Genomic DNA, 12532 nt, shown 5'->3' with positions numbered 1-12532 from the left:
TCGTTTATTAACAATGCGAAGTGGAAGTTATTAAAATGCCAAAAATTAAGACCGTACGCGGTGCTGCTAAGCGCTTCAAAAAAACCGGTAAAGGTGGTTTTAAGCACAAGCACGCTAACCTGCGTCACATTCTGACCAAAAAAGCGACCAAACGTAAACGTCACCTGCGTCCGAAAGCCATGGTTTCCAAAGGCGATCTGGGCCTGGTAATCGCGTGCCTGCCGTACGCATAAGCCGTTAACGTTTTTTAACTTTTTAATTAGAATATAGATACAGGAGAGCACATATGGCTCGCGTAAAACGTGGTGTTATTGCACGCGCACGTCACAAGAAAATTTTGAAACAAGCTAAAGGCTACTACGGTGCGCGTTCTCGCGTATACCGCGTTGCCTTCCAGGCTGTTATCAAAGCTGGTCAGTATGCTTACCGTGACCGTCGTCAACGTAAGCGTCAGTTCCGTCAACTGTGGATTGCGCGTATCAACGCAGCAGCACGTCAGAACGGTATTTCTTACAGCAAATTCATCAATGGCCTGAAAAAAGCCTCTGTTGAAATCGACCGTAAGATCCTGGCTGATATCGCAGTATTCGACAAAGTAGCGTTCACCGCTCTGGTTGAAAAAGCGAAAGCAGCTCTGGCATAAGCCAGTTGAAAGAGGGAGCTAGTCTCCCTCTTTTCGTTTCAACGCCATCAAAACATTGACTTTTATCGCCGTAGCCTTTTCAATAAAGGTCTTTTGAAAAGTACCAAAAGGTAACGCAAGCAATGAATGCTGCTATTTTCCGCTTCTTTTTTTACTTTAGCACCTGACTCCAGGAGGCTAGCGCGTGAGAAGAGAAACGGAAAACAGCGCCTGAAAGCCTCCCAGTGGAGGCTTTTTTTGTATGCGCGTTTTGAAAAAATTAAGTCCAACGAACCAGTGTCACCACTGACACAATGAGGAAAACCATGTCACATCTCGCAGAACTGGTTGCCAGTGCAAAGGCGGCCATTAGCCAGGCGTCAGATGTTGCCGCGTTAGACAATGTGCGCGTCGAATATTTGGGTAAAAAAGGGCACTTAACCCTTCAGATGACGACCCTACGTGAGCTGCCGCCAGAAGAGCGTCCGGCAGCTGGTGCGGTTATCAATGAAGCGAAAGAGCAGGTTCAGCAGGCGCTGAATGCGCGTAAAGCGGAACTGGAAAGCGCTGCACTGAATGCGCGTCTGGCGGCGGAAACGATTGATGTCTCCCTGCCGGGTCGTCGCATTGAAAACGGCGGGCTGCATCCGGTGACCCGTACCATCGACCGTATCGAAAGTTTCTTCGGTGAGCTTGGCTTTACCGTGGCAACCGGGCCGGAAATCGAAGACGATTATCATAACTTCGATGCTCTGAACATTCCTGGTCACCACCCGGCGCGCGCTGACCACGACACTTTCTGGTTTGACGCTACCCGCCTGCTGCGTACCCAGACCTCTGGCGTACAGATCCGCACCATGAAAGCTCAGCAGCCACCGATTCGTATCATCGCGCCTGGCCGCGTTTATCGTAACGACTACGACCAGACTCACACGCCGATGTTCCATCAGATGGAAGGTCTGATTGTTGATACCAACATCAGCTTTACCAACCTGAAAGGCACGCTGCACGACTTCCTGCGTAACTTCTTTGAGGAAGATTTGCAGATCCGCTTCCGTCCTTCCTACTTCCCGTTTACCGAACCTTCTGCAGAAGTGGACGTCATGGGTAAAAACGGTAAATGGCTGGAAGTACTGGGCTGCGGGATGGTGCATCCGAACGTGCTGCGTAATGTTGGCATCGACCCGGAAGTTTACTCTGGTTTCGCCTTCGGAATGGGGATGGAGCGTCTGACCATGTTGCGTTACGGCGTCACCGACCTGCGTTCATTCTTCGAAAACGATCTGCGTTTCCTCAAACAGTTTAAATAAGGCAGGAATAGATTATGAAATTCAGTGAACTGTGGTTACGCGAATGGGTGAACCCGGCGATTGATAGCGATGCGCTGGCAAATCAAATCACTATGGCGGGCCTGGAAGTTGACGGTGTAGAACCGGTTGCCGGTAGCTTCCACGGCGTGGTTGTCGGTGAAGTGGTTGAATGTGCGCAGCATCCGAACGCTGACAAACTGCGTGTGACAAAAGTGAATGTCGGCGGCGATCGCCTGCTGGACATCGTCTGCGGTGCGCCAAACTGCCGTCAGGGCCTGCGTGTGGCGGTAGCGACCATTGGTGCTGTTCTGCCGGGCGATTTCAAAATTAAAGCGGCGAAACTGCGTGGCGAACCGTCTGAAGGGATGCTGTGCTCTTTCTCTGAGCTGGGAATTTCTGACGATCACAGCGGTATTATCGAACTGCCTGCGGATGCGCCAATTGGCACCGACATTCGTGAATACCTGAAACTCGATGACAACACCATCGAAATTAGCGTAACGCCAAACCGTGCCGACTGCTTAGGTATCATTGGTGTTGCGCGTGACGTTGCCGTGCTGAACCAGCTGCCGCTGGTTGAACCGGAAATCGTTCCGGTTGGTGCGACCATCGACGACACGCTGCCGATTGCAGTCGAAGCGCCTGAAGCTTGTCCGCGCTATCTTGGCCGTGTGGTAAAAGGCATTAACGTTAAAGCGCCAACTCCGTTGTGGATGAAAGAAAAACTGCGTCGTTGCGGGATCCGTTCTATCGATGCAGTTGTTGACGTCACCAACTATGTGCTGCTCGAACTGGGCCAGCCGATGCACGCTTTCGATAAAGATCGCATTGAAGGCGGCATTGTGGTGCGGATGGCGAAAGAGGGCGAAACGCTGGTACTGCTCGACGGTACCGAAGCGAAGCTGAACGCTGACACCCTGGTCATCGCCGACCACAACAAGGCGCTGGCGATGGGCGGCATCTTTGGTGGCGAACACTCTGGTGTGAATGACGAAACGCAAAACGTTCTGCTGGAATGTGCTTTCTTCAGCCCGCTATCAATCACCGGTCGTGCTCGTCGTCATGGCCTGCATACTGATGCGTCTCACCGTTATGAGCGTGGCGTTGATCCGGCACTGCAGCACAAAGCGATGGAACGTGCGACCCGTCTGCTGATCGACATCTGCGGTGGTGAGGCTGGTCCGGTAATTGATATCACCAACGAAGCAACGCTGCCGAAGCGTGCAACCATCACTTTGCGTCGCAGCAAACTGGATCGCCTGATTGGCCATCATATTGCCGATGAGCAGGTCACTGACATTCTGCGTCGTCTCGGCTGCGAAGTGACCGAAGGCAAAGACGAATGGCAGGCCGTTGCGCCGAGCTGGCGTTTCGACATGGAGATTGAAGAAGATCTGGTTGAAGAAGTGGCGCGTGTTTACGGCTACAACAACATCCCGGATGAGCCGGTACAGGCAAGCCTGATTATGGGTACTCACCGTGAAGCTGACCTGTCGCTCAAGCGCGTGAAAACGCTGCTCAACGACAAAGGCTATCAGGAAGTGATCACCTACAGCTTCGTTGATCCGAAAGTGCAGCAGATGATCCATCCAGGCGTTGAAGCCTTACTGCTGCCAAGCCCGATCTCTGTTGAAATGTCAGCAATGCGTCTTTCTCTGTGGACCGGCCTGCTGGCAACCGTGGTGTACAACCAGAACCGTCAGCAGAACCGTGTGCGCATTTTCGAAAGCGGTCTGCGTTTCGTACCAGATACTCAGGCACCGTTGGGCATTCGTCAGGATCTGATGTTAGCCGGTGTGATTTGCGGTAACCGTTACGAAGAGCACTGGAACCTGGCAAAAGAGACCGTTGATTTCTATGATTTGAAAGGCGATCTTGAATCCGTTCTCGACCTGACCGGTAAACTGAATGAGGTTGAGTTCCGTGCAGAAGCTAATCCGGCACTGCATCCGGGGCAATCCGCAGCGATTTATCTGAAAGGTGAACGTATTGGTTTTGTTGGGGTTGTTCATCCTGAACTGGAACGTAAACTGGATCTTAACGGTCGCACTCTGGTGTTCGAACTGGAGTGGAACAAGCTCGCAGACCGCGTGGTGCCTCAGGCGCGCGAGATTTCTCGCTTCCCGGCGAACCGTCGTGACATCTCGGTGGTGGTCGCAGAAAACGTTCCCGCAGCGGATATTTTATCCGAATGTAAGAAAGTTGGCGTAAATCAGGTAGTTGGCGTAAACTTATTTGACGTGTACCGCGGTAAGGGTGTTGCGGAGGGGTATAAGAGCCTCGCCATAAGCCTGATCCTGCAAGATACCAGCCGTACACTCGAAGAAGAGGAGATTGCCGCTACCGTCGCCAAATGTGTAGAGGCATTAAAAGAGCGATTCCAGGCATCATTGAGGGATTGAACCTATGGCGCTTACAAAAGCTGAAATGTCAGAATATCTGTTTGATAAGCTTGGGCTTAGCAAGCGGGATGCCAAAGAACTGGTTGAACTGTTTTTCGAAGAGATCCGTCGCGCTCTGGAAAACGGCGAACAGGTGAAACTCTCTGGTTTTGGTAACTTCGATCTGCGTGATAAGAATCAACGCCCGGGACGTAACCCGAAAACGGGCGAGGATATTCCCATTACAGCACGGCGCGTGGTGACCTTCAGACCCGGGCAGAAGTTAAAAAGCCGGGTCGAAAACGCTTCGCCCAAAGACGAGTAATCTGATCTAACTAAAAAGGCCGCTCTGCGGCCTTTTTTCTTTTCACTGTCGAAGAGTCACCGTAAAATCAACGCCATGACACTTCAGCAGAACGGATACCATGCTGACACTTGCCCGCCAACAACAGCGACAAAATATTCGCTGGTTATTATGCCTGTCAGTTTTGATGCTGCTGGCGCTTCTCTTAAGCCTTTGCGCCGGTGAACAATGGATCTCGCCAGGTGACTGGTTTACTCCTCGTGGCGAACTGTTCGTCTGGCAAATTCGCCTGCCACGTACGCTGGCTGTATTGCTGGTTGGTGCGGCGCTGGCTATATCCGGCGCTGTAATGCAGGCGTTGTTCGAAAATCCTCTGGCAGAACCTGGACTACTTGGCGTCTCTAACGGCGCAGGCGTGGGGCTTATCGCCGCGGTATTGCTTGGGCAAGGGCAACTCCCCAACTGGGCGCTAGGGCTGTGTGCGATTGCTGGCGCGCTTATCATCACTTTAATACTCTTACGTTTCGCCCGTCGTCATCTTTCGACCAGTCGGTTATTGCTGGCTGGCGTTGCATTAGGGATTATCTGTAGCGCACTAATGACGTGGGCTATCTACTTTTCCACCTCTGTTGATTTACGTCAGCTGATGTACTGGATGATGGGCGGTTTTGGCGGCGTAGACTGGCGGCAAAGCTGGCTGATGCTGGCATTGATCCCCGTGTTGTTGTGGATCTGTTGTCAGTCCAGGCCAATGAATATGTTAGCACTTGGCGAGATCTCGGCGCGGCAACTGGGTTTACCCCTGTGGTTCTGGCGCAATGTGTTGGTGGCAGCGACCGGCTGGATGGTTGGCGTCAGTGTGGCGCTGGCGGGTGCTATCGGCTTTATTGGTCTGGTGATCCCACATATTCTCCGGCTGTGTGGTTTAACCGATCATCGCGTATTACTTCCCGGCTGCGCGCTGGCAGGGGCGAGCGCATTGCTGCTGGCCGATATTGTAGCGCGCCTGGCATTAGCTGCCGCAGAGCTGCCTATTGGCGTGGTCACCGCAACGTTGGGTGCGCCGGTGTTTATCTGGTTATTGTTAAAAGCAGGACGTTAGCCGCAAAAAGACGGTCTATGATTAAAAGCTAAGATTTTTACTGACCACACCCAGGAGAAACGATGCAAGATTCCATTCTGACGACCGTAGTGAAAGATATCGACGGTGAAGTGACCACGCTGGAGAAGTACGCCGGTAATGTGCTGTTGATTGTCAATGTCGCCTCAAAGTGTGGCTTAACGCCGCAATATGAGCAGTTGGAGAATATTCAGAAAGCCTGGGCTGATCGTGGTTTTGTGGTGCTGGGATTCCCGTGCAACCAGTTTCTGGAACAAGAACCGGGCAGCGATGAAGAGATTAAAACTTACTGTACCACCACATGGGGGGTGACGTTCCCGATGTTCAGTAAGATTGAAGTTAATGGCGAAGGACGCCATCCGCTGTATCAAAAATTGATTGCCGCAGCGCCGACCGCAGTCGCGCCGGAAGAGAGCGGATTCTATGCCCGTATGGTCAGCAAAGGTCGTGCACCGCTGTACCCTGATGATATTTTATGGAATTTTGAGAAATTTTTAGTTGGCAGGGACGGATTGGTCATCCAGCGTTTTTCCCCGGATATGACGCCGGAAGATCCCATTGTGATGGAAAGCATTAAACTGGCGTTGGCAAAATAATGTCTATTGTGATGCAGTTACAGGATGTTGCGGAATCTACCCGCCTGGGGCCGCTTTCTGGCGAGGTTCGGGCTGGGGAGATCCTGCACCTGGTGGGGCCGAACGGCGCGGGTAAGAGTACCTTGCTTGCACGAATGGCCGGAATGACCAGCGGTAAGGGAAGCATTCAGTTCGCGGGGCAACCACTGGAAGCATGGTCCGCAACAAAACTCGCGCTGCATCGCGCCTATCTTTCACAACAGCAGACGCCGCCGTTTGCAATGCCGGTCTGGCACTACCTGACACTGCATCAGCACGATAAAACGCGTACCGAACTACTGAATGATGTCGCAGGGGCGCTGGCTCTTGATGACAAACTCGGACGTAGCACCAATCAACTTTCCGGCGGCGAATGGCAACGCGTACGTCTTGCTGCGGTGGTGCTGCAAATCACACCACAAGCCAATCCCGCAGGCCAATTACTACTTCTTGATGAGCCTATGAACAGTCTTGATGTTGCGCAACAAAGTGCGTTAGACAAAATTCTGAGCGCGCTGTGTCAGCAAGGACTGGCGATTGTGATGAGCAGTCACGATCTCAACCATACATTGCGTCATGCGCATCGGGCGTGGTTGCTAAAAGGTGGAAAAATGCTGGCCAGTGGACGCAGGGAAGAGGTGCTCACGCCGCCAAATCTGGCGCAGGCCTATGGGATGAATTTTCGCCGTCTGGATATCGAAGGTCACAGAATGCTGATTTCGACCATCTGATTTCATTAGTATCTTGAAAATCGGGTAATTACGACGCTAAATTAATGCAAGAATAAAAAACAGAGGAACCGTACGGAATGCGTTTCTGCCTTATTTTGATCACAGCACTGTTTCTGGCCGGGTGTAGCCACCATAAAGCACCGCCGCCAAATGCCAGACTTTCTGATTCGATTACCGTTATTGCCGGTTTGAACGACCAGCTACAGAGCTGGCATGGCACGCCGTATCGTTATGGTGGCATGACGCGGCGCGGTGTGGACTGTTCGGGGTTTGTGGTTGTGACGATGCGCGATCGTTTCGATTTGCAGCTGCCCCGAGAAACCAAAGAACAAGCCTCTATCGGCACGCAAATTGATAAAGACGAGTTGCTGCCTGGTGACCTGGTCTTTTTCAAAACGGGCTCCGGACAAAATGGTTTGCATGTAGGTATTTACGATACCAACAACCAATTTATCCACGCCTCTACCAGCAAGGGAGTGATGCGTTCCTCACTCGATAATGTTTATTGGCAGAAAAATTTCTGGCAGGCGAGACGAATCTAGTATGTCGAAAAATGGACGGCGATGATACATCTCCGTCCATTTACTCCTGAATACAGTAGTATTTTACAGACAAAAATTCCGTAAATGGATTATTCGTTTATAATCAGGATAATCTAATAAAAGGACCCCTGAAAAAGTGGTTAACATGGAACAAATGAAAGTTACTCCTTCTGTAATTGTTATGTCTTATGGCCTCATCCCTTTTAGCCGGATACTGAAAAACATCCTTCGAGAGGGACGGTTACCATGAAGATTTTTTTGGAGAATCTTTATCATTCTGATTGCTATTTCCTGCCGATAAGAGATAACCAGCAAGACCTTGTCGGCGTTGAGTTAATTACCCATTTCTCCAGTGAAGATGGTACGGTTCGTATACCGACGAGTCGGGTTATAGCGCAACTTACCGAGGAGCAACATTGGCAATTATTTTCTGAGCAGTTGGAATTGCTAAAATCATGCCAACACTTTTTTATTCAACATAAACTCTTTGCCTGGCTTAATTTAACCCCACAAGTGGCTACTTTATTATTAGACAGGGATAATTACGCGGGCGAACTATTAAAATATCCGTTTATTGAACTGTTGATTAATGAGAATTACCCGCATCTCGATGAAGGAAAAGATAATCGCGATCTTTTTTCCTTATCGCAAATGTATCCCCTTGTGTTAGGTAATTTGGGCGCAGGCAATAGCACAATGAAAGCGGTTTTTGATGGTCTTTTCACCCGCGTCATGCTGGATAAAAGTTTTATTCAGCAACAAATCACGCATCGCTCCTTCGAACCGTTTATTCGTGCGATCCAGGCGCAAATTTCCCCATGTTGCAATTGCATCATCGCGGGGGGCATTGATACGCCAGAAATAATGGCACAGATTACCCCCTTTGATTTCCATGCTCTCCAGGGATGCCTGTGGCCTGCCGTTCCTGTAAATCAGATAACGACGTTGGTTCAGCGATAACCCTCCTGTTTGCTGGTGTTTAAGACGAGAGTAACCGTCTACACTATCAAACAGGAGGATCTATGACCCTGTCTTTTATTACCCGCTGGTGCGATGAATTGCCAGAAACCTATACAGCACTTTCCCCTACGCCTTTAAATAAGGCCCGGCTGATTTGGCATAATGCCGAACTGGCTAACACGCTGAGTATTCCATCGTCGCTGTTTAAAAATGGCGCAGGTGTCTGGGGCGGCGAAACCCTACTGCCTGGTATGTCACCACTGGCGCAGGTTTACAGTGGTCATCAGTTCGGCGTCTGGGCGGGCCAACTGGGTGATGGGCGCGGCATTTTACTCGGCGAACAACAGCTGGCCGATGGCACTACAATGGACTGGCATCTGAAAGGTGCTGGCCTGACGCCTTATTCGCGAATGGGTGATGGACGGGCAGTTTTACGTTCGACGATACGAGAAAGTCTCGCCAGTGAGGCGATGCATTATCTGGGCATTCCGACGACCCGCGCGTTAAGTATCGTCTCCAGCGATTCGCCAGTGTATCGGGAAACGGTGGAGCCAGGCGCGATGCTGATGCGTGTGGCACCAAGTCATCTGCGCTTTGGTCATTTCGAACATTTTTACTATCGCCGCGAGCCGGAAAAGGTTCGTCAGTTGGCTGACTTTGCCATTCGTCATTACTGGTCACATCTTGCAGATGATGAGGACAAATACCGTCTCTGGTTTAGCGATGTTGTCGCACGTACCGCATCGTTAATTGCCCAATGGCAGACGGTCGGCTTTGCTCATGGGGTGATGAATACCGACAACATGTCGCTGCTGGGGCTGACGCTTGATTACGGGCCGTTTGGTTTTCTTGATGATTACGAACCCGGTTTTATTTGTAATCACTCGGATCATCAAGGGCGTTATAGCTTTGATAATCAACCTGCTGTCGCGTTGTGGAATTTACAGCGTCTGGCGCAGACATTGTCACCATTTGTTGCCGTAGATGCCCTGAATGAGGCCCTGGACAGCTATCAGCAGGTTTTGTTGACGCATTATGGACAACGGATGCGGCAGAAGCTGGGCTTCATGACGGAGCAAAAAGAGGATAACGCGCTACTGAATGAATTATTCAGTCTGATGGCGCGAGAGCGCAGCGATTATACCCGCACATTCCGCATGCTGAGTCTGACCGAGCAGCACAGCGCGGCGTCACCGCTACGTGATGAGTTTATTGATCGTGCGGCATTTGATGACTGGTTTGCCCGTTATCGGAGGCGTTTGCAACAAGACGAGGTTAGCGATATTGAGCGTCAGCAACTGATGCAAAGCGTTAACCCAGCTCTGGTGTTGCGCAACTGGTTGGCGCAACGGGCGATTGAAGCGGCAGAAAAGGGTGATATGACGGAATTGCACCGCCTGCATGAGGCGTTGCGAAATCCTTTCAGCGACAGAGATGATGACTATGTCAGTCGTCCACCTGACTGGGGTAAACGGCTGGAAGTCAGCTGCTCGAGTTAAAGGCTACTTGGTCAACAGCAGCTTGCCAGCCTGAGTTTTACGGAGCAGATATTCTTGCCCGTCATGATCGATAATCAGTTTGCCATCCGGACCTAACAGTGTCTGGCTGGTAATTCGCCGAATGGGCTGCGGGGAAGCGGTCTTGAGATTGGCATCCGTTTCAGGCGTGAATTTTCTGCTATCCGTATAACGCATAAAAATTAATAATAATTGATATAACAATGATTCTTATTATCAATATTCTGGCGGGCCAGAGCAAGCAGTAATGTGTTGAGAAGACAACAAGTTGCGCAGAAATGCCCATTCCGTCAGGAATGGGCACGCATTCAGAAGCGGGTATCAACCGCAGAGGCGAGTTTTTCGACCAGGCGTTCGGTATCTTCCCAGCCCAGACACGGGTCGGTAATCGATTGACCGTAAGTGAGCGGCTGACCGCCGACGATTTTTTGCGTTCCTTCGCGCAGGAAACTTTCCGCCATAATTCCAGCAATCGCCGTAGAGCCATTGCGGATTTGCTGACAAATATCCTCACAAACTTCTAACTGGCGACGGTGCTGCTTCTGGCAGTTACCGTGGCTGAAATCCACCACCAGATGTTCAGGTAAATCAAACTCGTGCAGCGTATCGCAGGCTGCGGCGATATCATCGGCATGGTAATTCGGTTTTTTGCCGCCACGCATAATAATATGGCCATACGGGTTGCCACTGGTCTGATAGATGGTCATCTGACCGTTTTTGTCTGGTGAGAGGAACATATGGCTGGCGCGGGCTGCGCGGATAGCATCCACGGCAATCCGCGTGTTGCCATCGGTACCATTTTTAAAACCTACCGGACAGGAGAGTGCTGAAGCCATTTCGCGGTGGATCTGACTTTCGGTAGTACGAGCGCCAATCGCGCCCCAACTGATTAAATCAGCAATAAACTGACCGGTCACCATATCGAGGAACTCAGTCGCGGTAGGGACGCCCAGCTCATTTACCTGTAAAAGTAATTTGCGCGCCAGCTCCAGACCGTGATTTACCCGATAGCTACCGTTTAAATCTGGATCGGAGATGAGTCCTTTCCAGCCGACAACAGTTCGTGGTTTTTCAAAATAGGTGCGCATTACGATTTCCAGCCGTGACTGGTACTGGTTGCGCAGCGACTGCAGACGGGTGGCGTACTCCATTGCAGCGGTGAGATCGTGGATCGAGCAGGGGCCAATAATGACCAACAGTCGCTTATCTTCACCATTCAGTATTTTTTCAATTCTGCGGCGGGAGTCGGTGACATGGGTGGCGACGCCAGGCGTTACGGGATACCGTAGCGCGAGTTCGGCGGGCGTTACCAGGCTCTCAATACGCGCAGTACGGAGTTCGTCAGTTCTGTTCATTACAAGTCTCAGAAATTTGTTGCTTCTACGGCAGGACTACCGGGAAGTGATGCGCATCACGATAAACCAATCGCAGCTGATTTCAAGTGCGAGGTGTGTCACACCTCGCCGGGTGGTTAGCATGATAACAAAAAAATAAGTTAATGCACTAGTTCTCTAGTACATTCGACGGCTAAGGCCCATGATATCGAGGATCTTGGTGGCAATCTCTTCTACCGAATAATTGGTACTGTTAATCCACGGGATCTGATTTTTACGGTACAACGCTTCCACTTCCGCGACTTCCATCCTGCACTGACGAAGCGAGGCATAGCGACTGTTCTCCCGACGTTCCTCGCGAATCGCCGCCAGACGTTCCGGGTCGATAGTCAGGCCGAACAATTTGTGCTGAAGCGGTTTGAGCGACGCGGGTAGCACCAGATTATCCATATCGTCGGCAATAAAGGGGTAGTTTGCCGCGCGGATACCAAATTGCATTGCCAGATACAGACTGGTGGGGGTTTTACCACAGCGAGAAACACCGAGCAGGATCACCTGAGCCTGGTCCAGATTGCGCAACGAAATGCCGTCGTCATGGGCAAGGGTGTAATCAATCGCCGCAATACGCGCATCATATTTATTGAGGTTATTAGGGTTCAGGCCATGGGTACGATGAGCAATCGGCGTGGGATCCAGTTTCATCTCTTGTTGTAGCGGGGCAACCAGCGCCTGAACGATATCCTGGCAAAAGCCCTCACTTTGCAAGATGATGGCGCGAATCTCCGGCAACACGATGGAGTAGAAGACCAGCGGGCGCACGCCTGTCTGGTGATAAATTGCGTCAATCTGATCCTTCACTGCCCGTGCACGGCTCTCATTTTCGACAAACGGCAGCGTAATGCTGCTGATAGTGACGGGAAATTGTGACATTACTGCGTGTCCTAATACCTCCGCAGTTATTGCCGTACCATCAGAAATATAAAAAACGTGGCGATCAACAGCATTATCCATTTTGTTCTTCCCGTGATGCAGACATAATTCTATGAAAGCATAAATTAAAAACGCACAGAAGCGTAGAACGTTATGTCTGGTTTATA

The 12532-nt window shown here is 50.9% G+C and carries 15 protein-coding genes and 1 other annotated feature; of the genes, 12 read left to right on the top strand and 3 right to left on the bottom strand.

From position 1 onward, the window contains the following. Positions 1-35: 35 nt before the first annotated feature. The 12 genes from rpmI (at position 36) to selO (ending at position 10083) form a co-directional block, all read left to right on the top strand. Positions 36-233: a 50S ribosomal protein L35 gene (gene rpmI / locus ACJHWR_RS00975; RefSeq protein WP_001124225.1), complete on the top strand. Its 198-nt coding sequence runs from the start codon at positions 36-38 to the stop codon at positions 231-233. Positions 234-286: 53 nt separating this feature from the next. Continuing rightward, complete coding sequence (gene rplT / locus ACJHWR_RS00970) at positions 287-643, top strand: 50S ribosomal protein L20 (RefSeq protein ID WP_000124850.1); 357 nt, start codon at positions 287-289, stop codon at positions 641-643. A 116-nt stretch (positions 644-759) separates the two neighbouring features. After that, positions 760-884, top strand: a sequence feature (Phe leader region). Further along, a complete protein-coding gene (gene pheM / locus ACJHWR_RS00965) occupies positions 766-810 on the top strand; it encodes a pheST operon leader peptide PheM (protein ID WP_001386830.1) in 45 nt (14 codons plus the stop codon). It overlaps the preceding feature by 45 nt. A 64-nt stretch (positions 885-948) precedes the next feature. Continuing rightward, positions 949-1932, top strand: a complete 984-nt coding sequence (pheS, locus tag ACJHWR_RS00960; RefSeq protein ID WP_000018588.1) for a phenylalanine--tRNA ligase subunit alpha — start codon at positions 949-951, stop codon at positions 1930-1932. A gap of 14 nt (positions 1933-1946) precedes the next feature. Next, a complete protein-coding gene (gene pheT / locus ACJHWR_RS00955) occupies positions 1947-4334 on the top strand; it encodes a phenylalanine--tRNA ligase subunit beta (RefSeq protein WP_000672338.1) in 2388 nt (795 codons plus the stop codon). 4 nt (positions 4335-4338) lie between these two features. Further along, on the top strand, positions 4339-4638 hold the full coding sequence (gene ihfA, locus ACJHWR_RS00950; RefSeq protein ID WP_001229265.1) for an integration host factor subunit alpha: 300 nt from the start codon (positions 4339-4341) through the stop codon (positions 4636-4638). A gap of 100 nt (positions 4639-4738) precedes the next feature. Next, complete coding sequence (btuC, locus tag ACJHWR_RS00945; protein ID WP_000956528.1) at positions 4739-5719, top strand: vitamin B12 ABC transporter permease BtuC; 981 nt, start codon at positions 4739-4741, stop codon at positions 5717-5719. Between the two features lie 62 nt (positions 5720-5781). Next, positions 5782-6333, top strand: coding sequence for a bifunctional thioredoxin/glutathione peroxidase (gene btuE / locus ACJHWR_RS00940; RefSeq protein WP_001154187.1), 552 nt, complete (start codon positions 5782-5784; stop codon positions 6331-6333). Continuing rightward, complete coding sequence (btuD, locus tag ACJHWR_RS00935; RefSeq protein ID WP_000029466.1) at positions 6333-7082, top strand: vitamin B12 ABC transporter ATP-binding protein BtuD; 750 nt, start codon at positions 6333-6335, stop codon at positions 7080-7082. Before btuE ends, btuD begins: the two co-directional genes overlap by 1 nt. Positions 7083-7159: 77 nt before the next feature. Further along, positions 7160-7624, top strand: coding sequence for an NlpC/P60 family protein (locus tag ACJHWR_RS00930; protein ID WP_001209780.1), 465 nt, complete (start codon positions 7160-7162; stop codon positions 7622-7624). Between the two features lie 246 nt (positions 7625-7870). Next, the gene (gene ydiV / locus ACJHWR_RS00925; RefSeq protein WP_001361438.1) at positions 7871-8584 is read left to right on the top strand and encodes an anti-FlhDC factor; all 714 of its coding nucleotides are present in this window, start codon (positions 7871-7873) and stop codon (positions 8582-8584) included. A gap of 62 nt (positions 8585-8646) precedes the next feature. Further along, entirely contained in the window at positions 8647-10083 is a 1437-nt protein-coding gene (gene selO, locus ACJHWR_RS00920; RefSeq protein WP_000175575.1) for a protein adenylyltransferase SelO, read from the top strand. A 3-nt stretch (positions 10084-10086) separates the two neighbouring features. On the opposite strand, the gene hemP is transcribed toward selO, so the two are convergent. The 3 genes from hemP to ppsR form a co-directional block, all read right to left on the bottom strand. Next, positions 10087-10278, bottom strand: coding sequence for a hemin uptake protein HemP (hemP, locus tag ACJHWR_RS00915; RefSeq protein WP_233336580.1), 192 nt, complete (start codon positions 10276-10278; stop codon positions 10087-10089). A 131-nt stretch (positions 10279-10409) separates the two neighbouring features. Further along, on the bottom strand, positions 10410-11456 hold the full coding sequence (aroH, locus tag ACJHWR_RS00910; protein ID WP_001082226.1) for a 3-deoxy-7-phosphoheptulonate synthase AroH: 1047 nt from the start codon (positions 11454-11456) through the stop codon (positions 10410-10412). A 156-nt stretch (positions 11457-11612) separates the two neighbouring features. Further along, positions 11613-12446 (bottom strand): posphoenolpyruvate synthetase regulatory kinase/phosphorylase PpsR, encoded by an 834-nt coding sequence (gene ppsR, locus ACJHWR_RS00905; protein WP_000368046.1) that lies wholly within the window; start codon positions 12444-12446, stop codon positions 11613-11615. Positions 12447-12532 lie beyond the last annotated feature (86 nt).

It is taken from the genome of Escherichia sp. WS568 (genome assembly GCF_046486085.1).
In the GTDB taxonomy this organism is placed as follows: Bacteria; Pseudomonadota; Gammaproteobacteria; order Enterobacterales; family Enterobacteriaceae; genus Escherichia; species Escherichia coli.
This window is presented reverse-complemented; position numbering and strand designations above follow the sequence as displayed.